The 25,083-nt window shown below is 69.7% G+C and carries 20 protein-coding genes; 15 read left to right on the top strand and 5 right to left on the bottom strand.

Annotated features, from left to right (window positions below):
• Positions 1-18 precede the first annotated feature (18 nt).
• A complete protein-coding gene (locus ACU6XJ_RS13465) occupies positions 19-1,278 on the bottom strand; it encodes a tetratricopeptide repeat protein (protein ID WP_476310541.1) in 1,260 nt (419 codons plus the stop codon).
• A 558-nt stretch (positions 1,279-1,836) separates the two neighbouring features.
• Between ACU6XJ_RS13465 and ACU6XJ_RS13470 the strand changes: the two genes are divergently transcribed.
• Entirely contained in the window at positions 1,837-2,493 is a 657-nt protein-coding gene (locus ACU6XJ_RS13470) for a bifunctional DNA primase/polymerase (RefSeq protein WP_476310544.1), read from the top strand.
• A gap of 220 nt (positions 2,494-2,713) precedes the next feature.
• Here the strand turns inward: ACU6XJ_RS13470 and mycP are convergent, their stop codons facing one another.
• Both mycP and eccD read right to left on the bottom strand, forming a co-directional pair.
• Positions 2,714-4,180, bottom strand: a complete 1,467-nt coding sequence (gene mycP, locus ACU6XJ_RS13475) for a type VII secretion-associated serine protease mycosin (protein ID WP_476310546.1) — start codon at positions 4,178-4,180, stop codon at positions 2,714-2,716.
• Between the two features lie 44 nt (positions 4,181-4,224).
• Complete coding sequence (eccD, locus tag ACU6XJ_RS13480; protein WP_476310548.1) at positions 4,225-5,619, bottom strand: type VII secretion integral membrane protein EccD; 1,395 nt, start codon at positions 5,617-5,619, stop codon at positions 4,225-4,227.
• A 320-nt stretch (positions 5,620-5,939) separates the two neighbouring features.
• Here eccD and eccCa point away from each other — a divergent pair, with 320 nt between their 5' ends.
• From eccCa to ACU6XJ_RS13540, 12 genes are all read left to right on the top strand, one after another.
• Positions 5,940-9,944, top strand: a complete 4,005-nt coding sequence (gene eccCa, locus ACU6XJ_RS13485; RefSeq protein WP_476310551.1) for a type VII secretion protein EccCa — start codon at positions 5,940-5,942, stop codon at positions 9,942-9,944.
• Positions 9,941-11,635, top strand: a complete 1,695-nt coding sequence (locus ACU6XJ_RS13490; RefSeq protein WP_476310554.1) for a type VII secretion-associated protein — start codon at positions 9,941-9,943, stop codon at positions 11,633-11,635. The genes eccCa and ACU6XJ_RS13490 overlap by 4 nt, the downstream gene beginning before the upstream one ends.
• A gap of 30 nt (positions 11,636-11,665) precedes the next feature.
• Positions 11,666-12,052 carry a hypothetical protein gene (locus tag ACU6XJ_RS13495; protein WP_476310557.1) on the top strand — a complete coding sequence of 129 codons (387 nt, stop codon included), beginning with the start codon at positions 11,666-11,668 and terminating at the stop codon, positions 12,050-12,052.
• Positions 12,053-12,196: 144 nt separating this feature from the next.
• A complete protein-coding gene (locus ACU6XJ_RS13500; RefSeq protein ID WP_476310559.1) occupies positions 12,197-12,511 on the top strand; it encodes a WXG100 family type VII secretion target in 315 nt (104 codons plus the stop codon).
• 79 nt (positions 12,512-12,590) lie between these two features.
• Positions 12,591-12,878: a WXG100 family type VII secretion target gene (locus ACU6XJ_RS13505; protein WP_476310562.1), complete on the top strand. Its 288-nt coding sequence runs from the start codon at positions 12,591-12,593 to the stop codon at positions 12,876-12,878.
• 242 nt (positions 12,879-13,120) lie between these two features.
• Positions 13,121-13,564: a 50S ribosomal protein L13 gene (rplM, locus tag ACU6XJ_RS13510; RefSeq protein WP_476310565.1), complete on the top strand. Its 444-nt coding sequence runs from the start codon at positions 13,121-13,123 to the stop codon at positions 13,562-13,564.
• Positions 13,561-14,160, top strand: coding sequence for a 30S ribosomal protein S9 (gene rpsI / locus ACU6XJ_RS13515; protein WP_476310567.1), 600 nt, complete (start codon positions 13,561-13,563; stop codon positions 14,158-14,160). Before rplM ends, rpsI begins: the two co-directional genes overlap by 4 nt.
• 157 nt (positions 14,161-14,317) lie before the next feature.
• The gene (glmM, locus tag ACU6XJ_RS13520) at positions 14,318-15,652 is read left to right on the top strand and encodes a phosphoglucosamine mutase (RefSeq protein ID WP_476310569.1); all 1,335 of its coding nucleotides are present in this window, start codon (positions 14,318-14,320) and stop codon (positions 15,650-15,652) included.
• 201 nt (positions 15,653-15,853) lie between these two features.
• Entirely contained in the window at positions 15,854-16,183 is a 330-nt protein-coding gene (locus ACU6XJ_RS13525; protein ID WP_476310573.1) for a hypothetical protein, read from the top strand.
• Between the two features lie 161 nt (positions 16,184-16,344).
• Positions 16,345-16,653, top strand: coding sequence for a hypothetical protein (locus tag ACU6XJ_RS13530; RefSeq protein WP_476310576.1), 309 nt, complete (start codon positions 16,345-16,347; stop codon positions 16,651-16,653).
• On the top strand, positions 16,653-19,448 hold the full coding sequence (locus ACU6XJ_RS13535; protein ID WP_476310579.1) for a hypothetical protein: 2,796 nt from the start codon (positions 16,653-16,655) through the stop codon (positions 19,446-19,448). Before ACU6XJ_RS13530 ends, ACU6XJ_RS13535 begins: the two co-directional genes overlap by 1 nt.
• Before the next feature lie 26 nt (positions 19,449-19,474).
• Positions 19,475-19,876, top strand: a complete 402-nt coding sequence (locus ACU6XJ_RS13540) for a hypothetical protein (RefSeq protein ID WP_476310581.1) — start codon at positions 19,475-19,477, stop codon at positions 19,874-19,876.
• 57 nt (positions 19,877-19,933) lie between these two features.
• Here the strand turns inward: ACU6XJ_RS13540 and ACU6XJ_RS13545 are convergent, their stop codons facing one another.
• Positions 19,934-20,638, bottom strand: coding sequence for a hypothetical protein (locus tag ACU6XJ_RS13545; RefSeq protein ID WP_476310584.1), 705 nt, complete (start codon positions 20,636-20,638; stop codon positions 19,934-19,936).
• Between the two features lie 81 nt (positions 20,639-20,719).
• Complete coding sequence (locus ACU6XJ_RS13550; protein WP_476310587.1) at positions 20,720-21,550, bottom strand: dienelactone hydrolase family protein; 831 nt, start codon at positions 21,548-21,550, stop codon at positions 20,720-20,722.
• 62 nt (positions 21,551-21,612) lie between these two features.
• Between ACU6XJ_RS13550 and glmS the strand changes: the two genes are divergently transcribed.
• Positions 21,613-23,475: a glutamine--fructose-6-phosphate transaminase (isomerizing) gene (gene glmS / locus ACU6XJ_RS13555; RefSeq protein WP_476310589.1), complete on the top strand. Its 1,863-nt coding sequence runs from the start codon at positions 21,613-21,615 to the stop codon at positions 23,473-23,475.
• Positions 23,476-23,540: 65 nt separating this feature from the next.
• Positions 23,541-25,007: an NAD(P)H-hydrate dehydratase gene (locus ACU6XJ_RS13560; RefSeq protein WP_476310592.1), complete on the top strand. Its 1,467-nt coding sequence runs from the start codon at positions 23,541-23,543 to the stop codon at positions 25,005-25,007.
• Positions 25,008-25,083 lie beyond the last annotated feature (76 nt).

A 25,083-nucleotide genomic window follows, 5' to 3' on the forward strand; every position in this document is an offset into this window, starting at 1 on the left:
TTCGAACCGGGTGCGGGGTCAGTGGGCGGCCGACAGCAGCGTTTCCCGCATGCGGTCGAAAAAGCCCTCCACAGTGGGCTGTTCGCGATAGGGCTCCAGCAGTTTGCCGACCGTCGTCAGCCGGTCATCGCTGCGGGAGGACGAGATTGTGGCCGTGAGACCGAGGATTTCGTCGGCCAGCGCCACCGCCTGGTCGATATCGCCCGCCAGCACATAGGCCTCGGCCAACCAGCTCAAATACAGCGCGCGTTCCCGTGTCATCCGGTAGTCGTAGGAGTCGAGCGCGCCGGTGAGCAGATAGATGGCCCGTTCCGGTTCGCCGAGTTCGACGTAGCAGCGACCGGTCATGATGGTCATCTCGGACTCGCTCATCCAGTAGACCCAGTTCGGATCGCTGTCCGGGTTGCGGAACTCGAACTCCGACTCCATGCCCGCCAGCGTGCGCTCGGTGCGCCGCTTGTCGCCGGTCAGCGCCAGCGCCCAGGCCAGCCTGCCGCTGAACAGGGCCTTCGTGGTCGCCGAGGCGTTCTGCTTGGAACCGACCACCGCGGTCTGCGCGAGCAGCACGCCCTCCTGCGGGTTGCCGCCGTTGGCCACCTGGTAGGAGAGCGTGGAGATGATGTTGCCCGCCAGCGGCCGGTCACCGGCGGCGTGCGCGGCGCGGATACCGGCGGAGTAGTACCGCCTGGCCAGCGCGGGTTCGCCGGAGTCCGCCGCGATCCAGCCGCCAAGCTGGCACAGTTCGGCGAGGGTCGCCAGCACCCGGCGCCCGGTCGGATCGCTGTAGCGCGCTTCCTTGATCAACTGGGCGGTGGCGGTGATCTCCCGCTCCACCATCTCCCGCAGATGCGGCCCGGTGATGTAGTCGTCGAGGCGGCGAAGCTGGAGCACCCTGGCCTCGATCCGCTCCACCATCCCGGAACCGATGCACCGGCCGTTGGTGAGCTCGACCACCTGGGGCGGTTCGGTGATCAGCCACTCATGCGCGATCCGCTGAATGTCCTGTGTGGATTCACCAGGTCCGTTTTCGCCATTGAGGATCGCGGTGAGTTCGGCGGCGTCGGTGCGTGACCATTCATTGCCGTCCAGATCCATCGGTGACAGCGCGGGCCCGTCGCTCTCCTGATCGCGCTGGTAGGGCGCCACTTCGACCTGGGGAGAACGGGATTGCCCCGGCATGTCGAACCAGAGCACATCGGCCGGGATTCGCAGCACGCGCGCCCAGTGGATCAAAGTGTCGAGATGTTTCGGCGGCGGCCCGGTTTCGGTCCTGCTCACCTGCGCCTGGGTCAGCCCGAGCCATTGCGCGATCAGGTTCTGGCTGATTCCCCGCGGACCATGTGTTGAATTATGGAAAGAATGAGTCCGGTAGGCCCGGCACACGCGACCCATATGCTTTGTCACCAGTGCCGTGACCATCTGCTGGCTGTTCCAGAAGTCCCTCGGCAAAGCAGGCGGTTCCAGCAGCGGATTGCGTTTCCCCTTGTGGCAGGCGCCGCAGAGCAGGTCGCCGTTGCCGCTGGCTAGGCGTGTTCCACAGCTGCAGTAGCGGGCCTCTGCCGTGGCCATCAGTCAACCCCTGCCTACGTAGTGCTGCCGATCTTGAGGTTAGGCGGCAAGGGTCACAGAACAGATTCCACAAGGACGCAAACGCATGAATGCAGCTCATGTATACGTTTCACGTATGTCCGCTATACGTATTCCGACATGGCGAACGGCAAGACAGGCCTTCACAGTCGTTGTTGTACCGCGGCAAGCGGTGCAGCCGGTGGCTGAGCCACCCCCCGGCGCTTGGCCACCGGCAACCGAGCAAGGCATCCGTTTTCGGAGGCGGGTATGGCTGACATCGAGGCGGCGAAGGAGACCCTGGTCGCGGTGACCGCGAGCGCGGCCCGCCGGACCTCTTGTGTGCAGGCCGCGTTGAGCTGCGCCGCACGCGGCTGGCCCGTGCTCCCCGGCTCCGCCTGGGACGGCCAGCGCTTCGTCGTACCGGGCAAACCGCAGGTGACGCGGGGCCCCGCGCCCACGGTCAGCCCGGCGGAGGCGACCACCTCGCCCGAGGCGATCCACAAGTGGTGGTCGCAGCGTTCCGCGCAGATCCCGTCGCTGCTGCTGGTCGCGGGCGTCTGCTTCGACGTGGTCGCGGTGAGCCAGCCCTTCGCCGAATGGGTGTTGCGCAGCAGGACGTTCCGCCGCGAGTTCGGCCCCGTGGCCTACCGGCCGGATCAGGGCCGCGCCTACTTCCTGGTGCGGCTGATGCGGGAACTGCCCTCGTTCGGCGCCCCGGCGGGCACGGTCGAACTGCTGCCGCCGCGCACGCCGTTCGCAATCCCGCCCACGCTGGTCCGCGGCGGCGGGGTGCGCTGGTGGGTTACGCCGCAGTCGGCATCGTGGCGGCCCGCCAAATCAGAGGTGTTCGCCAGCGCGCTCGCAGCCTCGCTGTGGAACGTGCCTGCCCAACAGCTCTCCCCAGCAAGCACAGCCGCGCGCTGACAGTCGGCCCGGCGCTAGTGGCAGGCGCCGAAGTCCGATTGCGCGGCTTTCCCGGGCTGGCACCGGGTGGTGCGGTGGACAACCCCGCCCAGGTGCCCCCACCCGAGCTGGTTCCGGCGGCCGGTGACCGCCCGGCCGCCGGAACCGGCTCAGTTTCACACCAGCCCGAAAAGCACGGTGCCCGTCCTGCCAGGCAGAACGGGCACCGAGTGGCAGTGCGTCAATGCAGTTGGCGAGGCTTCGGCGCGGCGTGTGCCCTGGAGCGTTTCACCGCGTTGACGACGAACAGCGTCAGGCCGAGCAGCAGCACACCGGCTCCCGCGCCCGCCAGCGCGACGACCATCGGCACCGGGCTGGGGTTGCCGAGGTTGATCGTCATCGGCTTCTGCTGCATCGCGGCGGGCTTGACGCCGTTCTCCTCCGGGATCACGGCGGTCACCGCGGCCAGCGGGTCGATCATGCCGTAGCCCACGGACCAGCTTCGGCCGTCCGGACCCTCGGCGTGGTGCGCGGTCCGCTTGATCCGCTCCATCACCTGCTGCGGCTTCAGATGCGGATACCTCTCCCGCACCAGGGCCACCGTGCCCGCGACATAGGGCGCGGCGAAACTGGTGCCGTTGATCGGGTTCTGCCTGCCCTGCTCGACCAGCATGTTCGCCAGGCCCGACCCCGAGGTGTCCAGCGAGACGATGTTCTCCCCCGGCGCGGCCACGTCGACCCACGGCCCCTGCACCGAGAACTTGGAGACGGCACCGCTGCGGTCCAGCGAGGCGACGGTCAGGACGTAGTCGTCGTACCAGGCGGGCGAGACCACGGAGTTGATGGAGTCCACGCTGTTCTGCTGGCAGCTTCCGGGAGTGTTGGCCGCCGCCGCGACGATGACGGAACCCTGTTCCACCGCCCACCGCACCGCGGCCTGTAGCGAGGCCCAGTTGCTGTTGGGTTTGATGCAGGCGGCTTCCGAGATGTTGATCACCTGGGCGCCGCGGCTCGCGGCGTAGACGATCGCCCTGGCGAGCGATTCCTCATCGCCCGCGGTGACATCCTCGTTCTTGGCGTTCTTCTTGATGTACGCCTTGCTGGTCTGTCGGATGGACAGAATGCGGGCCTCTGGTGCGACGCCGACGACGTTGTCGTCATTGCTCTGGCTCGCCGCGATGATCCCCGCGACGATCGTGCCGTGCGCGTCGCAATCCTCAAGGCCGCTCTTGCCATCGACGTAATCGCCGCCGTTGTCCAGCCGCCCGCTGAGCCGGGAGTGGTTGTTGACCCCGGTGTCGATCACCGCCACCGTGATACCGCGGCCCTTCGCGAAGCGCCAGGCGTCGGTGAAGCGCAACTGCTTCTGCGGTTCCGGTGTCGCGTCGAGGTTCCCCCCGCTCCGACCGGTCGAGATGCAGTCCTTTTGCTTGGTGAAGCTGTCGTATTTGCCCGGTGTCGCCACCGCGGGCGGCGCGGCACCGGGGTTCGGCGGTGGGATGCCCGGACCGGTCTTGACAGGCGGGGTGGTGGTCGGCGCGGTCGACGACGGAGTGGTGGTCCCGGTGGTCTGGGCCCGCTGCGCCGTCGAGGTCGGGGTGCCGCGGGAAGTGCCGGTGGGCTCCGGCTGCTGCGCACCGGCCAGTCCGATCGGACCGGCCAGCGCGACAACCAGGGCCGCGGTGCCCGCGGCGATCACTCTGATCACTCTGTTCGAACGGGAAGTCCTGCTGTTGCTCTGCATGCAGCGCCTCAGGCGATCAGGTTGCGGAACGTGGTGTACAGCTCCATCACGGCCAGCGCGATCGGCAGCACGGACGCGATCAACGCGGCCTCCAGCAGGTCGACGCTGCGGCGCATGACCGGGGAGAACTTCTGGTCGGGGAAGACCACACCGAGCACCAGCGCCAGCACGCCCAGGATCAACAGCGTGCCGAAGATCCACAGCAGCCTGCCGAACGGGTCGGCCATCCACAGCCAGCCGATCATCAGGCCGCCCAGCGCGATCATGCCGCAGACCAGCAGCGCGACCGACTGGGTGCCGTTGGCGTACGTCCTGGCCCGCAGCATCAGCACCGCGGCGACCACAGCGGCCAGGATCGGGCCCCACACGTTTTCCGAGCCCGCGGCGATGACCGCGGAGAGGGCGGCGGTGACGCCGCTGCCGATCATCATGCCGGTGAGGTAGGCGTGCGCCAGGCCCGAGCGGTGCTCGATCAGCGCGTAGTCCGGGAAGCCGCCGTCGTCCTTGAGGTCCTCCGCCGAGCCAGGGACCTGCGGCAGCGGCAGCTTCGCCAGCTGGATGGTGAAGCGCGGCAGCGAGGACAGCGCCACCAGCGCGACGGCTGCGGTGCCCGCGGCGATCGCGGCCGGGGGCACGTCCACCAGCGTCGCCACGAGCGAGCCCAGGGTGCCGAGCACAGCGGCGGTGGCCGCCGCGATCAGCACCGTGATGCCCGCGCCCAGCAGCATCATCGACGCCGCGGCGAAGATCAGCACCAGTGCGAAGGCCAGCAGCAGGCCCGCCCTGCCGGGTACTCCAGGCACGATGTAGAGGCCCGCCACGAACGCCATCGGCAGGCCGCCCGCGGCCGCGATCACCACCCCGGTGTCGGGTGCGCGGTAGACGCGGGTGATCACCGCGCCGATGGCGACCGCGAAGATCGCGCCGACGGCGCCCGCGATGGCGGGGGCCAGCCGGAAGCCCTCCGGGTCGAGCGTGCCGCCGAGCAGCAGCGCGACCGCGGCGGCGATCAGCGCCAGCGCGCCCGCCGCGTGGCCCAGCTTGCGGGCCGTCTCCTTGGTCCACGGCCGGTAGCTCTCCGGCGTCGAGTCGGCGATGGCGTCCACCACGTCGTCGTACAACGGCGGCGGCGGGTTGTCCGAGCGGCGGCGCAGTTGCAGCAGCTCACCGTCGGTGATGCCCAACGAGGCCAGCGTCCGGCTCGGGTCGAGCGGCGCGTCGCCCAGCTTGGCGAGGCACCAACCCCCGTGGCGGGCACCGCCGTCCGGCGTTGCTTCTTTGGCCATGTCGAGCAACATCGGCATCAAGTCGGCGACCGACACGTCGGCGGGCAGCGCGACGTCGATGCGTGTTCTCGGCGCCACCACCGTTACCCGACTGAACACGGTTGTTCCGGCAGCCACCTAGCGCCCCCTCGTTTTCGATCAACGTGTCCTGGGTTCCGCATGCCGGCCTGGCGTGCCCGAGCGGCCAGTTGCGTCAACACCGTGCAGTCTGGCCAACCCGCCCACCCCGGCGGCAGGCGGCCCCTAGTATGGCCCCACCTACTGCGGCCGGATGGCGGATTGGCAAAGTTCGACATCGAGTTTCAGGTTTTGTTCCCAAAACCGGGACAGCACGACCATCGGTGCGGTAGTCCGTATGTGGGCGTTTGTGTTGGGATGCGACCATCCCCGCGAAGCGTTGCGATGACAGGTCAGTACGACTTGAGGGGTGTCACCGGGTGAGCACGCAGCAGTTCAAGCGATCACCGCGCCTGCCGATTCCACGGCCACCGGGCGGTGAGGTTCACCTCGAGCCACCACCGGAGATCCCGAGGGTCATCCCCGGCAACGTCTTCATGAAGGTGCTGCCGATCGTGATGATCGTGGCCTCGCTGGGCATGATGGCCTTCATGTTCCAGTTCGGGCGTGGCAACCCGATGATGCTCATGTTCGGCGGCATGACCGTGCTCTCCACCATCGGCATGATGATGGGCGGCATGGGGGGCGGCAACAAGAGCCAGAACAAGGCCGAGATGAACGAGGACCGCAAGGACTACCTGCGCTACCTCGGTCAGATGCGGGAACGCGCCCGCGAGGCCGCCGACGAGCAGCGCCGCTCCCTGGAGTGGAGCCACCCGGACCCGCAGACGCTGTGGGCCTTCCCGCGCACCCGCCGTATGTGGGAGCGCCGCCCCAACGACGGTGACTTCTGCCACCTGCGGGTCGGTCGCGGCTCGCAGCGGCTGGCCACCAGGCTGGTGCCGCCGCAGACCGGGCCCGTCGACGAGCTTGAGCCGATCGCCACGCTGGCGCTGCGCCGCTTCGTGCGCGCGCACTCCATCGTGCAGGAGTTGCCGATCGCGATCTCGCTGCGCGGGTTCGCCGCGGTGGGCCTGTCCGGCGAGAAGGAACGGGTGCGCGGTCTGGCCAGGGCCATGATCAGCCAGCTCGCCACCTTCCACACCCCCGACGACGTGTTGATCGCGGTGGTCGCCGCGGGCAAGGCACGCGCGGAATGGGAGTGGTGCAAGTGGCTGCCGCACGCCCAACACCCCACCGCCATGGACGGCATCGGCCAGCTGCGCATGATGGCGGGCTCGCTCGCGCAGGTGGAACAGATGCTGGCCGAGCAGATCGCCGACCGGCCGCGCTTCTCCCGCAACGCCCAGCCCAGCAGCGATGAGCCGCATGTGGTGATCGTGCTGGACGACGGGGACATCACCGGCGAGGAGAACATCCTCATCCAGGACGGGCAGGTCGGCGTCACGATCCTCGACCTGTCCGATTCGCTCGGCAAGCTCGCCGCCCGCCGCGGCCTGCGGCTGGCGGTGGAGGAGGACCGGCTCGGCGCGCGCAGCCAGAGCGGTGTGGAGTGGTTCGGGCGTCCCGACACGCTGTCCATCGCCGAGGCCGAGGCGGTGGCCCGCAAGCTGGCGCCGTACCGGATCAGCGTGCTGGAGGCGGCGGGCGATGACGAGCCGCTCAACGCCAATCCCTCGATCCTCGAGTTGTGCGGTATCCCCGGCGACCCGATGACCTTCGACGTGCAGGCCGCCTGGCGGCCGCGGCCGATCCGCGAGCGGTACAGCGTGAACTTCGGCATCGGCGAGCACGGCCAGCCGGTCTACCTGGACATCAAGGAAGCGGCCGAGGAGGGCATGGGCCCGCACGGGTTGTGCATCGGCGCCACCGGTTCCGGCAAGTCGGAGTTCCTCCGCACGCTGGTGCTCGGCATGCTCTGCACGCACTCCTCGACCTCGCTGAACTTCATCCTGGTCGACTTCAAGGGTGGCGCGACCTTCCTCGGCTTCGAGGACGCGCCGCACGTCGCGGCGACGATCACCAACCTCCAGGGCGACCTGACCATGGTCGACCGCATGAAGGACGCGCTGGCGGGCGAGATGTCCCGGCGGCAGGAGGCGCTGGCGCACGCCAACGCCAAGAACGTCTGGGACTACGAGGCCAAGCGCGAGGCCGGTGCCGACCTCGACCCGCTGCCCGCGTTGTTCATCGTGGTCGACGAGTTCTCCGAGCTTCTGTCGGCCAAGCCCGACTTCATCGACCTGTTCGTGGCCATCGGCCGATTGGGCAGGTCGCTGCAGATGCACATGCTGCTGGCCTCGCAGCGCCTGGAGGAGGGCAAGCTGCGTGGTCTGGACTCGCACCTGCGGTACCGGATCGGTCTGAAGACCTTCTCCGCATCGGAGTCCCGCGCCGCGATCGGCGTGCCGGACGCCTATGAGCTGCCCTCGGTCCCCGGTTCCGGCTACCTCAAGGCCGACGCCGAGATGATTCGGTTCAAGGCCGCCTACGTCTCCGGCCCCTACCGGCCGTCGGGCATCCGCAACGCGACCACGTCGGCGCCGATCACCAGCGACAAGCGGCCGCGGTTCTTCGTGCCGGACTACATCGAGATCCCCAAGGAGCCGGTCGCGCCGGTCGAGGCGGACAAGCCCAAGGTCGAGGCACCCAAGGACGGTCCGGAGAAGAGCGAACTCGACGTGATGGTCGAGCGCTTCAAGGGCCAGGGCCCGCCCGCCCACCAGGTGTGGCTGCCGCCGCTGGAGAAGCCCGAGACCCTGGACGAGAAGCTGCCGCCGCTGGCGGTGACCGACGACCGCGGTCTCTCACCAGCGGGCTTCTACGCCAACGGCCGCCTCGCGGTTCCGATCGGCTCGGTGGACAAGCCGTTCGAGCAGCGCCGCGACGAGCTGTGGGCCGATGTCTCCGGTGGCCAGGGCCACGGTGTCGTGGTCGGTGGCCCTCAGTCCGGCAAGTCGATGCTGCTGCGGACGTTCGTCATGTCCATGGCGCTCACCCACACCCCGGAGGAAGTGCAGTTCTACTGCCTGGACTTCGGTGGCGGTGGTCTACAGACCCTCAACGGCCTGCCGCACGTCGGCTCCGTAGCGGGCCGTCTCGACGTGGACTTGGTGCGTCGCACCATCTCCGAGCTGACCGGTCTGCTGACCGAGCGCGAGGAGCGGTTCCGGGCGCTGGGCGTCGACTCGATGAACACCTTCCGGACCAAGAAGCGCCGGGGCGAGATCCCCGACGACCCGTTCGGCGACGTGTTCCTGGTCATCGATGGCTGGCTGACCTTCAAGCAGGAGTTCGAGGCCCTCGAGCAGCAGGTCGTGAGCCTGGCCAGCCAGGGTCTGTCCTACGGCGTGCACGTGTTCATCGCGGCCACCCGATGGGCCGAGATCCGGCCCGCGCTCAAGGACATGCTGGGCACCCGCTTCGAGCTGCGGCTGGGTGACCCCACCGAGTCCGACATCGACCGCAGGGTCGCGGTGAACATCCCGCAGGGTCGTCCCGGTCGCGGTCTGACCAGGGACAAGCTGCACTTCCTCACCTGGCTGCCGCGCATCGACTCGGCCAACTTCGGCGAGGAGGGGGTGAGCGCCGACGATGTCACCGACGGCATCCACGACGCAGTGGCCAAGATCTCCTCGGCGTGGAAGGGCCCGCACGCTCCCGCGGTGCGGATGCTGCCCGCGACGCTGCCCTACGAGCAGTTGCCGGTGCCCGCGACGCAGGTGCCGCGGCACTGGATCCCGATCGGCGTCAACGAGGAGGAGCTGGCCCCGGTCCACCTGGACTTCGCGGCCGACTCGCACTTCATCGCCTTCGCCGACAGCGAGAGCGGCAAGACCAACCTGCTGCGCACCATCTCCCGCGGCATCGTCACGCACTACGCGGCGGACCAGGCCAAGATCATCCTGGTGGACTACCGCCGGACGATGCTGGGCTTCCTGCCGGACAGCCACGTGATCGGCTACGCCGCATCGGCCAACCAGCTTGGCGGCATCGTCGGCGATGTGCGCAAGTCGATGCAGAAGCGCATGCCGGGACCGGACGTCACCCAGGAGCAGCTGAAGAACCGCTCCTGGTGGAAGGGCCCTGAGCTGTTCTTCATCGTCGACGACTACGACCTGGTGGCCACCCAGAGCGGAAACCCGCTCCAGCCGCTGGCCGAGTTCCTGCCGCAGGCCAAGGACGTCGGCCTGCACATGGTCGTGGTGCGCCGCAGCGGTGGTGCGGCCCGCGCACTCTACGACCCGATCCTCGGCAAGCTGCGTGAGCTGGCCGTGCCGGGTCTGGTCATGAGCGGCAACAAGGACGAGGGCGCGCTGGTCGGCACCGTCCGCGGCGCGCAGATGCCGCCCGGCCGGGGCAACCTGGTGACCCGCAAGCGAGGCACCGAGTTGATCCAGGTCGCCTGGATTCCGCCGGAGTGAGCCTGCGGGTAGCCGTCGATTTCGGCACGTCGAGCACCTGCACGGTGGCCTCCTTTGCGGGGAGGCCACCGCAGGTCGTCGTGGTGGACGGGGTGCCGCTGGTCTCCTCCGGGGTGTTCGGCGCCCCGGACGGCACCGTGTTCGTCGGGCAGGAGGCCGAGCGGCAGGCCGCGGTCGACCCCTCGCGGTACGAACCGCATCCCAAGCGCCGCATCGACGAGGGCGAGTTGCTGTTGGGCAACACCGTCTTCGGCGTGCTCGACGTGGTCCGCTCCGTGCTGACCAGAGCGGTGTCGGAGGCACGCAGGCTGGCCGCGGGAGCGCCGGTCGACCTGCTGGTGCTGACCCACCCCGCCGACTGGGGCGCGTTGCGCACCGGAGTCCTGCGGCAGGCCGCGGACGGCCTCGGCCGCACCGTGGCACTGGTGCCGGAACCGGTGGCCGCCGCGGTGTTCCACGCGGGCGGACACGCCGTTGCCGAAGGCCAGGCCCTCGCCGTGCTGGACCTCGGCGGCGGCACCGTCGACGCGAGCGTGGTGCGACGAACGCAGGGCCGGTTCACGGTGCTGGCCACCAAGGGCGATCCGGGTTTCGGCGGCGCCGACATCGACCAGGCGCTGCTGGACCACATCGGCAAACTGGTCGCGGGCGGTGATCTCGAGACCTGGCAGAGCCTGGTGGAGGGCAGGACCCCCGAGGAGCGCCGCCGTCGCCGGGTGTTGCGTCAGGACGTGCGCGGCGCCAAGGAGACGCTGTCCCGGCACGCCTACACCGATGTGCCGATGCCGACCCCGTTCCCCGACGCCCACGTCACCCGCGCCGACCTGGAGGCGCTGATCACCGAGCCCCTGCGGCGCGCGGCCGAGTTGGTGATGGCCACCGCCTCCACGGCGGGCGTGCCGCCGAACGAACTGGCGGGCATCTTCCTGGTCGGCGGCTCCAGCCGCATCCCGTTGGTGTCCCGGTTGGTGCACGAACGCACCGGGATCGTGCCGACCACTTTGGACCAGCCCGAAACCGTGGTGGCCAGGGGCGCGTTGTCGGCGGTCGCCCCACCCCAGCCGCCGCCCAGACAGCCGATGCCCACCGGCGGTCCCGGCAGGCAGCGAGCCGAGACGTTCAGCCCTGCCCCGCCGCGACCGCCCGCCCCGCCACCGCAGGGTCCGCGCCGATCGGTTCGGCCCTGGCTGATCGCGGGTGGCGTGGCGGTGCTGCTGGTGACCGGGCTCGCCCTGTTCTTCGCGTTCCGGCCATCGGGCGAGACCCGGGAGATCGCCCAGTACAGCTACCGGTTCGCGGTGCCCGCGGGCTGGGAGCAGGCGGGTGGCGACGCCGCCAAGCGGCAGGTCGTGGTCAAACCGGAAGCGGCCGCGGATGGCACGGACCTGGTCGTGGTGCAGGAATTCCCGCTGGACTACGACAGCACCGCCGATCGCCCGAGAGCGGTCTCGGAATTGCGCAGGCTGGTCGAGACCGGCGGCGCGGCCTATTCGGGATTCGACTCCGACGCCAGCTTCGGCGGCCGGGATTTCGCCTACTACCGCGAGCAGCAGCAGAAGGCCATGGTGGAGTGGTTCGTGTTGTTCCAGGGCCGCACCCAGGTGAGCATCGGCTGCGGCTATGGTCCTGCGGAGAAGGACAGGGTGCGCACGGCCTGCGAAGAGATCGCACGAACTGTTTTGGTGGGCTGAATCACTCTTGTGGGGGAGCGAGGAAAACAGTTGGTCGATTACTCGCCACCTGGTGGCAACTCGCTGTCGAATTTTCGACTATCCGTGGAAACCGCGGTCCACAACGGCCGAAGTGCGGCCACTCAGGCCAGAGAAGGCGATCACGAGTTTCGGAAGCAAACGCAGCGAATCGGCGAAGGTATTCGCAAGCGTGAAGTCCAGACACATCCCGCCGCGCCGAATCTCCGCGACCACGCCGCGGGCTTCCGCCGTGCCCAGCGGCTGCCGCTGCCCGAGCTCACCCGGCCCGACCAGGACCTTCCCCAGTCTGTCGACGGTCCTTCTGAACAGGCAGTTTCGCCCGACAGTAGTGCCGGAGCCGAGACAGCGGTGATCGATGACGACGAGGACTTCTCCCGGCGGCAGATCCTCTACTGACGCCAACCGCAGCATTCGCTGCCGCAACGGCCTGCGTTAACAGCCGCAACGACTTGCCGCGAAATGGCGGCAGGGTGGAACCAAACCTGGCAGGGTTCCCGTCGGAAGGTCTGCCAGACAAACCGGATTGAAGGGGGTAACCCAGTGGGTGGCTCTTACGGGACTTCGTTCGACGAGATGCAGAAGGCCGGTCAGCACGTGCTGGACGTCAACGAGCAGGTTCAGCAGCGGCTGAGCAGCCTGCGCAGCCAGCTTGAGCCGCTGGCGGGTGCCTGGCAGGGCTCGGCGGCGACGGCGTTCACCAAGCTGATGCAGCGTTGGGACGAGGATGCCCGCAAGTTGAACGAGGCGCTCCGGGGTATCGGTGAGTCGATCAACACCTCGACCAAGACCTACGCCCAGTCGGAAGAAGAGCAGCAGCAGTCGATGTCCAGCATCGAGAACGCACTCGGCGGCTGACACATTTCCGCATCCGCTCCACGTTCTTCTTACCGACTTTTCACGATTCACCGCAATGCTCATCTGAAGGGGAGTTTCAATGGGTGAGGTCAAGGTCACCTTCGGCGAGATCGCCAATGCTCAGGGCAACGTGCAGTCCACCTCCACCGACATCAACAGCCAGCTGGACGACCTGAAGTCGTTCCTGGCGCCGATGGTGTCCACCTGGGAAGGTGCCGCCGCGGAGGCCTACAACGAGAAGCAGCGTCAGTGGGACACCGCCGCCGCCGACCTGAACCAGGTGCTCGGCCAGATCGCGGTCGCGCTGGGCCAGGCGAACGAGAACTACCAGCAGGCGGAGAACCAGAACAAGAACATCTGGGGCTGATGATCTGCCCGCGAACGGCCCCCGAGATCGTTTTTCGGGGGCCGTTCGCATGCCTGGGGGTGGTTTGACGGGGGCCGTTTTGACCGCGTCGACTGCCACCAGGTATCTTCTGTCGCTAGTTGTGTGGTGTGTGGCGCCGCGTTGCTCAGCTCGCGCTTGCCGCCGATGTCCAGGCTCCGAATGCCGGTGATCGTCGACCCACCACACCAACATCCCAGACGCGATTGACTACGAGGTAAACCGTGCGCACGTACAGCCCGAAGGCCAGTGAGGTGGAGCGCGCCTGGCACGTGATCGATGCCCAGGACGTCGTGCTCGGTCGCCTGGCGACGCAGGCCGCAACGCTGCTGCGCGGCAAGCACAAGCCCATTTACGCTCCGCACGTTGACACCGGTGACTTCGTGGTGATCATCAACGCCGAGAAGGTTGCCCTCACCGGCAACAAGCGTGAGCAGGCCTTCGCTTACCGGCACAGCGGTTACCCCGGCGGCCTCTCCAAGCGCTCGTTCGGCGAGATGATCGAGAAGCACCCGGAGAAGCTGCTGGAGAAGGCCATCACCGGCATGCTGCCCAAGAACAAGCTTGGGCGCGCCATGGCAAGCAAGTTGAAGGTCTACGCCGGCGCCGAGCACCCGCACGCCGCGCAGAAGCCGCAGCCGTTCGAGATTGGTAAGGCCGCCAAGTGACTGACCAGCCAGCAGAAGAGACCCAGACCATCGGCGAGGCCACCGAGGCTGTCGAGGCCACCGAGGCTGTCGAAGCCCCCGAGGCCGTAGAGACCCCCGAGGTCACCGAGGCCCCGGAGGCTGTCGCCCCGGAGGCCGTCGAGGTCACCGAGCCCGCTGAGCAGGACGAGGCCCCGGCCGCCCCGGTCGTGCCGGTCCCCGCGGGCCAGTTCGGCCTGATCCAGACCGTCGGCCGTCGCAAGCAGGCCATCGTCCGCGTTCGCCTCGTGCCCGGCACCGGCCAGTTCAAGCTCAACGGCCGCACCCTGGACGAGTACTTCCCGGACAAGGTGCACCAGCAGCTCATCAAGGAGCCGCTGGTCGCGCTGGAGAAGGCCGAGGCCTACGACGTCATCGGCAACCTGATCGGCGGCGGCATCTCCGGTCAGGCCGGTGCGCTGCAGCTGGCCATCGCCCGTGCCCTGATCGAGGTCGACGCGGACACCCGCCCGACCCTGAAGAAGGCCGGTTTCCTGACCCGTGACCCGCGGGCCAAGGAGCGCAAGAAGTACGGCCTCAAGAAGGCCCGCAAGGCGCCTCAGTACAGCAAGCGCTGATCATCAGCACACTTCCTACGGGAGCAGTTCGTTGTCGGGAGCACTTCGGCCCGCGGACTGCTCCCGTAGTGCGTTTCCGGCTGTTTTCACACTATTGATCATCTTCTCGTCGCCGTCTCGCCAGCCCGGTGTTGCGTTCTAGGAGGTTGCCAGTCCGATGGCCCGTCTCTTCGGTACCGACGGCGTGCGGGGTCTCGCCAATGCCGAACTGACCCCGGAACTCGGGTTGTCCGTGGCGGCGGCCGCCGCCAGGGTGCTGGCCGAGAAGGACCGCTCGCACCGGCCGGTCGCGGTGGTCGGCCGCGATCCGAGGGCGAGCGGCGAGATGCTGGAGGCCGCCGTCACCGCGGGTCTGGCCTCGGCAGGCGCGGATGTGCTGCGGGTCGGCGTGCTGCCGACTCCCGCGGTGGCGCACCTGGTGTCCGAACTGGGTGCCGATCTCGGCGTGATGATCTCCGCCTCGCACAACCCCATGCCCGACAACGGCGTCAAGCTGTTCGCCGCGGGCGGCCACAAGCTGGCCGACGCCGTCGAGGACGAGATCACGACGCGGCTGAACGAGGACACCAGCAGGCCCACCGGGGCGGCCGTCGGCCGCATCCGCGATGTCGACGACGCCGTGCAGCGCTATGTCGACCACCTGCTGCTTGCCACCCCGCAGCCGCTGGGCGGGCTGAAGGTCGTGGTCGACTGCGCCAACGGGGCCGCCGCGACCGCCGCACCGCAGGCCTACCAGCGAGCGGGCGCCGAGGTGGTCGCCATCCACTGCGCGCCGGACGGCCTCAACATCAATGAGGGCTGCGGCTCCACCCACATGGACAACCTCCGCGACGCGGTGCTCGCGCACGGCGCCGACCTGGGCATCGCTCACGACGGCGACGCCGACCGCTGCCTGGCCGTGGACGCCGCGGGCGAGGTTGTCGACGGCGACCAGATCATGGCCGTGCTGGCGATGGCCATGAAGGACGCCGACCAGCTGGTGGACGACACCCTGGTCGCCACCGTGATGAGCAACCTCGGCCTGCACCTGGCCATGCGGGCGCACGGCATCGAGCTGCGCACCACCGCCGTCGGCGACCGCTACGTGCTGGAGGAGCTGCGTGCCGGCGGGTTCTCGCTCGGTGGGGAGCAGTCCGGCCACGTCGTGCTGCCCGCCCACGCGACCACCGGCGACGGGCTGCTCACCGCGCTGCGCCTGATGGCGCGGATTGCCGAGACCGGCACTCCGCTGGCCAAGCTGGCGGGCGTGATGACCCGCCTGCCGCAGGTGCTGATCAACGTCAAGGTCGCGGACAAGGCCGCGGTCGCCGCAGCCCCCTCGGTCGCCGAGGCGGTGGCCGCGGTGGAGGCCGAACTCGGTGACACCGGCCGGGTGCTGCTCCGTCCCTCCGGCACCGAACAGCTGGTCAGGGTCATGGTGGAGGCCCCGAGCCAGGACGCGGCCCAGGGCGCCGCCGACCGCTTGGCGGGCGTGGTCGCCGCCATCCGCTGACATCTCGGCTGGCGCCGGTCCCGGACTGGCGCCAGCCTGGGAGCATGCGGAGGTTCCTGTCGGATGTCTTCAGCGTGCTTCTGGTGCCCCTCGCGGGCTTGCTCGTCCTGCTGACGCTGGTGGTCTTGATGATTTACGTGACGCACAGCGGAGGCTGAGAAAAGCGCTCCCCAACGGTGATCGTTGTGGAATGCTGGTCTGGTGAGCATCGGCTATTGGTTGGGCCAGGTCGTCACCTACGGACTGGTCATCGGACTCGTCGTGTTCGTCATCGTGAAGGCGACCGGAAAGCGCAAGCGGCCGCCTGCACGACAGTGGTATGGGGCTGATGGAAAGCCGATCCCACCGGGGCCACAGGCGTTCGCGCCACAGCGCCAGCCGATGCAGGGGCAGCAGCCGATGCCGCCCGGCGGGCACGCCCCGCCGCCCCAGCAGTGGCAGGGTCAAGGGCACGGCCAGGCCGGCCAGCCGCCGTACCCGCCCCAGCAGGGTCAGCAGCCCTACCCGCCACAGCAGCCGCCCCCGCACTAGCCCATATACCCGTATTCGCGTTAGCAAGGCAATCCCGGGTTCTGGTCTGTACCGTCATGCCTTCTGGGAGGCTGGGAACCGTTCGGCAATTCGCGACGTCCGAACGGTGTTCAGCGCAGTGGGCGAGTTGCCCTAACGGGTGATACGAGGGGACGGCCAGGGTGTCCGGATACGAGGCGAATGCCGGGGAGATGCTGTCGGCGGCGACCGTGATCGACGGCGACGCCGGCGAACTCGACCAGGCCAAGAACAAGGTCACCGCCGCGGGCGTATCCGCACAGGACTTCGGCGAGGCGCACACCGGTCCGGGCGGCACCTACGTCGGCGCCGTGCCGAGGCTGGGCGAGATCGTGGGGGCACACGCCGAGGCGCTGCGCGGCATCTCCTCCCGGCTGCGCAAGGCCGCCAGCGGCTACGGCTGGGCCGAGGACACCGCGAAGACCGGGCTCAACAACACTGGGGGCAAGTGATGGGCGCTCCGTCCTGGGATGACGTGAAGAAGGTCGTCGAGAACCCGCAGGTTCCGGACGACCAGAAGAAAGCCCTCCTTGCCGCGTACTACGCCTACGACACCGAGGACAACCTCTTCGGCACGCACAACGACGAGCTTGAGGTCTACCTCGACAAGTACGACATCGGCTACTGGGAAAACGAGTGGCAGAAGACCAAGAACGACATGCCGTGGGCCGACTCCAACGAGGAGCGGCTCAACAACGCGTACAAGGTCGGCAAAGAGACTTCTGACAAGGCAGGCAAGGAAGTCGCCGAGAACAAGCAGGCCAAGCAACGCGGCGAGACCACCCTTAACGATGCCGAGACCCGCGCTCGGGACGGCGGCACCGGGGTGGCCAACTCCAATGAGCTGCTGGACGCGGGCAAGGTCGCGCTGAAGTACTTCCACAACTTCGTGCCCGTGTACCAGGACTGCAAGGCCGCGCTCGGCTGGGAGGGCGCGGCGATCAAGGGCGACGGCAAGTACTTCGAGAAGCGCTACAACGAGCAGCGCAACATCAACTTCCAGAAGATCGCCGAGGACGCGAACGAGCTTCGCGAGGTCGCCAAGTCGATGCGCACCCAGCAGTCCGAGACCGAGACGAAGCTGAACAGCGTCTGGGACGGCTGGACCGGCGGGGCCTCGAGCAACTCCAAGAAGTTCGTCGCGAACATCTCGGAGAAGGCCTCCCAAGCGGCCACCAGCCTGGAGAACATCGCCGAGATCAACAAGCTGAAGTCGCACGACGTCTCGGCACATGTGATCGGCAAGGTCCGCACGATCCTGACCAGGATCGGCAGCGTCGACGACATCGCCGGTCTGTCCGCCCCGCAGCTCAAGGACGTGCTCGGCGCGACAACGACCAAGGACAAGAGCCACGCCCAGCGAGTCGCGGGCTACTGCGGTATCGAATGGGATGACGGCGCCTGCGACGACGAAGACCTGATCGAGAACGTCAACAAGGAGTCCAGGGCCTGGCTGATCAGGGTTTTCAAGGCTGACGTCGACGGCAAGGCGACCGCGTTCGAGCAGGCGTGCACCGCGGCCAAGGACGCCGTGGACAAGAGCTGGGGCGAGCTGAACACCGCGATCAACGACGCGGTCGGCAAGAACCCGTTCACCGCCCAGCCCGCCGACGACAAGGGCGGCAACAAGGGCCAGAACGACCACGGCGGCGGCGGTGGTGGTGGAGGCGGCGGTGGCGGTGGCGGCGGAAGCCCCAGCGGTGGCGGCGGTGGAGGCGGCGGTACCCCGCCGCCCCCGTTCAAGATGCCCGAGGCCACTCCGCCGGGCAGCATGACGCCCGCGGGCATGCCCGGCGCCGGGCAGCTGCCAGGTATGGACCCCAGCCAGACGATGCCCGCCGGTATGCCGCAGGAGAGCGTCACGATCCGCGAGGGCGACCGGCAGATCACCGTGAACAGCCCCGACGGCAAGGGCGATGTCAAGATCTCGGTGACCGGGCCGGACGGCAAGCCCAAGACGTACAACATCGACTTCGGCCAGCCCAACGACCAGCCCGGCGGTGCGGGACCGCAGGGCCAGCGGCCCGGCATGCCCTACCCGCAGCAAGGCGGCTTCGGCCCCGGCAGCGGACAGCCCGGCTTCGGACCTGGCGCGCAGCCGGGTGGCTTCGGCCCCGGTTCGCAGCAGGGCGGGTTCGGCCCCGGGTCGCAGCCAGGTGCCTTCGGCCCCGGCTGGCAGCCGGGTGGCTTCGGTCCGGGCTCCCAGCCCGGCGGGTTCGGGCCCGGCTTCGGCCCAGGACACGGGACCGACATGGGCTACGGCCAGGGTGGCGGCCAGGGCTTCCCGCCCGGTGCGGGCGGCGGCGAGCAGACCCTGCGGCCGGGTCCGGACGGCAGGGCCGTCATCCACGACGGCCCCATGACCATCACCGCCGAGCACCCGCCGGGCAGGCCCGACGAGCTCAAGGTCACCGTCGACAACGGCGACGGCAAGCCGCCCACCGTGTACGAGATGGACTTCGACGAGCAGGGCAACGCCACCACCAACCAGGCAGGCCCCGCCCAGGGCACCGCCCCGCAGGGCGCCCCCGGGTACGGCGGCCCGCAGGCAGGCCCCGGGTACGGCCAGCCGGGCGGCTACGGCGGTCCGCAGCCGGGCATCCCCGGCCCGGGCTACGAGCCCGCGGGCGCAGGCCCGGCGCAGGCTGCCGGTTACCAGCAGGGCCCGCCGCCCGCCATGCAGGCCCCGCAGGCCTACCAGGCCGACTACGGCCAATACTCGGGCCCGCCGCAGGGCGGTCCCGGTCATGGTCAGCCCTATCAGTTCGGCCCCACCGGCTCTGATACCCCACCGGGCGGCCCCGGCCATGTCGGCACGGCCTCCGCGGGCTTCGGCCCCGGCAGCCAGCCCGCGGGCGGCGGCTACGCACAGGCGGGGCACGGCTACACGTCCGCTGGCCAGTTCGGCCCCAGCGGCGGCTACAGCGAGTCCAACCAGGGCCCGGCCGACCAGTCCGGGGTGGGCCTGGGCAGCACGAACTCCCAGCAGGCAGGTGCCGCGGGCGGTCCGGGCCTGGGCTCCTACCCGGGTGGCGGTGGCCAGTCCGGTGGTGGGGGCATGGCGGCGGGCGGCATGCCGATGATGGGCGCCATGGGCGGTGGTGGTGCGGGTGGTGGCCAGGGCGGCGACCAGGAACGCGGTGCCAGCCAGTGGCGCACCCAGGGCCAGTACTTCGAAGATCCCGATGACGGCAGCGTGCACCGACTGCGCGGCGTCCTCGGCGAAGACGACGACAACCGCCGCTGACCGGTGCGCGAGGAGGAGGAGCCGTCGTGACGGACAACGAGGTGCTTGCCGCGGCCAGGGCGCAGTCGGCCGCGACCCGGTCGGAGTTCTCGGCGCAGATGGAGTTGGCTTCGAAGAAGTTCGACCAGGCCAACGAGTCAACCAAGGAAGGCCACGAGAACTTCGTCAAGTCCAAGCAGGCGCTGGTGAAGCGGCTGCGTGAGATGGGCGAGCGGCAGCGGGAGAAGGACCAGACGCTGTCGTTCGACATCGAGGACGATGAGGACGAGGAGACCCCGGACCGGGCGCCCGCCCATTCCTTCCCGGAGCGGATGCCGCCCCCACCGGCACCGGCTCCCGTGCCGCAGCGCCCGACCCCGCCGCCTGCCCGCAAGCCGGTTGCCGTGGACGACGACGAGGACTACTCGAACCAGAGCTGGCTCCAGTAGCGCCGTCGGCTCCCCACCGGCAGGCAAGCCGGTGGGGTCAGCATGCTCGCTGTCCGGTCAGAAGCGCGGCGGCGCGGCGAATCCCGGCGGCGGTCCCTGGGCCGGTGCCGGTCCGCGCAGCGAGGAGACCACCGGCGGCAGGAACACCAGGACCACTGCCGCCACGCTCAGGATCGAACCCACGATCAGGTTGTCGTCAAAGTAGTAGAGCGATGAATGGGTGGTGCCCAGCGGCGGTGTCATGAAGTCATACACCGCCTCGGCCGCATCGGCGACGATCGCCAGCACGAGACCGGCCGCGACCAGGTAGGTCGCGACTTTTCGCCGCATGATCAGCAACACGGCGCCGATGAGGAACGGCAACGAGGCGACGCCCATGGCGACGATCTTGGTCACGTACCAGAAGCGTTCCGTGTTGTCCTTGTTGGCCCAGTACTTGGGGACACCCACCCCGTAACCGATGGCCAGCGACAGCCAGTAGATGCCGACGCCGAGCGCGACGACCGCGGCGATCCACAGGATCGGCGACGGCTTGCCCTGCGGGGCCTGCTGCATCGGCTGCTGCTGCCAGCCTGGCGGCGGCTGTTGAGAGGCCTGCTGCCATTGCTGCTGGGCAGGCTGCTGGCCGGGTGGCTGTTGGGGCGGGAAGCCCGGCTGCTGCGGCGGACCGAAGCCCCCGGGTTGGCGCTGCGGCGGGCCGAAACCAGGAGGCGGACCGCCCTGCGGCGGCTGTCCGGGTGGGGGTTGCTGTTGCCAGGTCATGTGATCCTCGCTGCGCCCGGGGCGAACCTTCTCGCCGCTACCGTAGCGAGACCTGCCGGTCCGGCAGGGCCGAATCGCCGGTCAGGCCGCGATCGGCCCACGGGCGTGTTGGTAGTCGACCGGGCAGCCGCGAACCGGCGAGTCCAGCAACGCGTCGTAGCGGCGGTTGTCGCACAGGGTGCGCAGCAGGAACGCCGTCGTCAGCGCGTAGGCCAGCTTGTGGGTGCGCCGCTCGGGCTTGCCGTCCAGCAGCAGGGTGCTCCAGTGCGGGCCCTCGGTGAACCCGAGATGAGTGGCCTTGCTCACGGTCCGGAGCTGGCACGGCCCCGCCCAGGCCTGCGCGATCGGCTCGGCGTGGCCGATCACGGGAGCGACCTTGTCATCGGCCGCGGCCAGGTGCAGGCCCGGCATGGTGCACTTCCGCGCGGAGTCCAGTGTGGAGGGGCGGATCTCGGCGGCCGCCAGGGTGACCACCGAACGCACTCGCTCCGGGGCGCCCGCCGCGGCGAGCACCGCGCTGCCCGCGCCGACGGCGTGCCCGACCAGCCCGACCTTGGCGGGGTCCACGCTGATCTCGCCGTCGCCGAGCCGGACACCGGTGCAGATGTCCAGCGTGGTCAGCAGATCCGCCGCGAACAGGCGGAACGAGGGCAGCGGGCCGCGGTGGGTATCCGGGGCCGCCGCGACGATGCCCCAGGAAGCAAGATGGCGCAGCAGGCCGCGGTAGCGGACCGCGGGCTGGAGCCAGCCGTGGCCGAACGCCACCGCGGGCAGCGACAGGCCCTCGCGCGGGGTGTAGACCACACCCGGCAGGCCGACCAGGTGCAGGTCGCCGCGACGGACGTCGTGCGGACCCTGGCTGGTGAGCTCGTGCAGCGCCTGCTTGGCGGTCAAGTGCGAGGACGAGGCCATGGTCGCGACGTTAGCCCATGCGCGAGCCAGTACCGAGACAAGGCGTCGGTAGTGTGTGGCCAGTGTGCGGGATCGTGGGATACGTAGGACACCGTTCGGCCCTGGAAGTCGTGCTTGACGGGCTCCGCCGTTTGGAGTACCGAGGCTACGACTCGGCGGGCGTCGCCGTTCTGGATGGCGCGGGCGGGCTGGCCGTGGAACGCAAGGCAGGCCAGCTTCGCAACCTGGAGACGCGGCTGGAGGAGACGGGCAAGGAAGGCTTCGCCGGGACGACCGGCATGGGCCACACCCGGTGGGCGACGCACGGCGGTCCCACCGACCGCAACGCCCATCCGCATCGGGACGCCGAGGCCAGGGTGGCGGTGGTGCACAACGGCATCATCGAGAACTTCGCGGTGCTGCGTGCGGAGTTGGAGGACGCGGGCCTGGAGATGGCCAGCGACACCGACACCGAGACCGCGGCCCACCTGATCGCCCGCGCCTACGCCGACGGTGAGACCGCCGGTGACCTGCCCGCCAGCGTCCGGGCCGTGTGCCGTCGCCTGGAGGGCGCGTTCACCCTGGTCGTGACGCACGCCGACCACCCGGACATGGTGGTCGCCGCCCGGCGCTCCTCGCCGCTGGTGGTCGGGCTGGGCGATGGCGAGAACTTCCTCGCCTCCGACGTCGCCGCGTTCATCGAGCACACCCGCAACGCCGTCGAGCTTGGCCAGGACCAGGTCGTGGTGATCACCCGCGACTCCTACGAGGTGACCGGCTTCGACGGCGAGCCCGCCGAGGGCAAGCCCTTCGAGGTCACCTGGGACCTCTCGGCCGCCGAAAAGGGCGGCTACGAGTACTTCATGCTCAAGGAGATCGAGGAGCAGCCCGACGCGCTGGCCAACACGCTGCGCGGGCACTTCGCCGATGGTCGCGTGGTGCTGGACGAGCAGCGCATGTCCGACCAGGACCTCCGCGATATCGACAAGGTCTTCGTGATCGCCTGCGGCACCGCCTACCACTCCGGGCTGGTCGCCAAGTACGCCATCGAGCACTGGTGCAGGCTGCCCGTCGAGGTGGAACTGGCCAGCGAGTTCCGCTACCGCGACCCGGTGCTGGACCGGGACACGCTGGTGGTGGCCATCTCACAGTCCGGCGAGACGATGGACACCCTGGAGGCCGTCCGGCACGCCCGCGAGCAGAAGGCCAAGGTGCTGGCCATCTGCAACACCAACGGCGCGCAGATCCCTCGCGAGTCCGACGCGGTGCTCTACACCCACGCGGGTCCCGAGGTCGGCGTCGCCGCGACCAAGACCTTCCTCGCCCAGATCGTGGCCAACCTGCTGGTCGGCTTGGCGCTGGCGCAGGCCAGGGGCACCAAGTACCCCGACGAGGTGGCCCGCGAGTTCCGCGACCTGGAGCAGATGCCCGCCGCGGTGGCCAGGGTACTGTCCACTGTGGACCAGACCCGCGAGCTCGCGCGCAGCCTCGCCGACTCCAAGGCGGTGCTGTTCCTCGGCAGGCACGTCGGGTTCCCGGTGGCGCTGGAGGGCGCGCTCAAGCTCAAGGAACTGGCCTACATGCACGCCGAGGGCTTCGCCGCGGGCGAGCTCAAGCACGGCCCGATCGCGTTGATCGAGGAGGGCCTGCCGGTCGTCGTGGTGATGCCGTCGCCGAAGGGCCGGGCGGTGCTGCACAGCAAGCTGCTGTCCAACATCCGCGAGATCCAGGCCCGCGGCGCCCGCACCATCGTGATCGCCGAGGAAGGCGACGAGACGGTGCGGCCCTTCGCCGACCACCTCATCGAGGTGCCCGCGGTACCCACCCTGCTCCAGCCGCTGGTCTCCACGGTCCCGCTCCAGGTCTTCGCCGCCGAGGTGGCCAGGGCCAAGGGCTACGACGTGGACAAGCCCCGCAACCTGGCGAAATCCGTCACGGTCGAGTAAGAAACCCGAGAGTGGCGGCGGCGTTGGACCGGTAGTCACGCGAACGTCTTCGAAGGGCGGCGCCGGTGCTGGGTGCGTGGACCACGGAACAGGTGCGGGCGACCGAGGAGAAGGTGCTGGCCCGCACCCCGCCCGGCGCGTTGATGCGCCGCGCGGCCTTCGCCGTCGCCTGCCACGCCGCCGAACTGCTCGAAGAACACACCGGAGCCGTCGCTGGGCGCCGGGTCGTGCTGCTGGTCGGCGCGGGCAACAACGGCGGCGACGCGCTCTGGGCGGGTGCCTTCCTGCGTCGCCGGGGCGTCGCCGTGACCGCGGTGCTGCTCAATCCCGCCCGCGTGCACGCCGAGGGCCTCGCCGCGCTGCGCGGGCTCCGCGGCCGGATCACCACCGACGGCGCGGCGGTGGCCGAGGCGGACCTGGTGATCGACGGCATCGTCGGCCTGTCCGCCCGCGGCTCACTCCGCCCGGCGGCGGCCGACCTGGTCCGGCGGGTCAGCGCCCCGGTGCTGGCCGTCGACCTGCCCAGCGGCGTCGACCCCGACACCGGCACCTGCGACGGGCCCGCGGTCCGCGCGGACCGCACCGTCACCTTCGGCTGCCGCAAGCCCGTGCACGTGCTCGGCGACGGCGCGTCCCGCAGTGGCGAGGTGCACGTGGTCGACATCGGCCTCGGCGGCGACTTCGGGCCAGGCGAACTGGACGAGCCGGACCTGTGCCTGCTGCAGGAGGTGGAGATCGGCGCGCTGTGGCCGGTGCCCGCGGCGGCCGACGACAAGTACACCCAGGGCGTGGCGGGAATCGCCGCCGGTTCGGCCACCTACCCGGGTGCCGCGGTGCTCACCACCGGCGCCGCGGTGCACGCCACCTCCGGCATGGTCCGCTACGCCGGGTCCACCGCCGATGTGGTGCGGGCCAAATACCCCGAGGTGGTCGCCACCGGCAACATCGGCGACGCCGGACGCGTCCAGGCCTGGGCGGTCGGGCCGGGCCTCGGCACCGGCAGCGCCAGCAGCCAGGTACTGGCGCACGTGCTGGACGCGGGAGTCCCGGTCTGCGTCGACGCCGACGGCCTCACCCTGCTGGGCGCCAAACCCGACCTCTGGGACGCCCGCGAACCCGGCAGCCCGCTGGTGCTCACCCCGCACGACCGCGAGTTCGCCCGCCTGACCGGCGAGGAGCCGGGGGCCGACCGGGTCACCGCCGTGCGCGCCGCGGCCAAGCGCTTCGACGCCGTCGTGCTGCTCAAGGGCAACACCACCCTGATCGCCGCCCCCGACGGCCGCGTCATGGTCAACCGCGCGTCCTCCGCCTGGGCCGCCACCGCGGGCTCCGGCGACGTCCTGACCGGCCTGATCGGCGCCCTCCTGGCCGCGGGCATCGACCCCTGGCTCGCCGCGGGCGCCGCCGCGGGCCTGCACGTGGTCGCCGCCGAACTGGCCGCCACCCGCGACGGCATCGGCGCCCCCATCGGCGCCTCCGCCCTCGTCGAGGCCATCCCCGACGCCATCCGCGCCCTCCGAACCCGGACTTAGTGTCCTAAGTCCGGAAATGGGGGCGCCACTCCTGGACTTAGGACACCAAGTCCGGGCGGGCGGGTGCCGTTGGGTG

This window comes from Actinorectispora metalli (assembly GCF_056323685.1).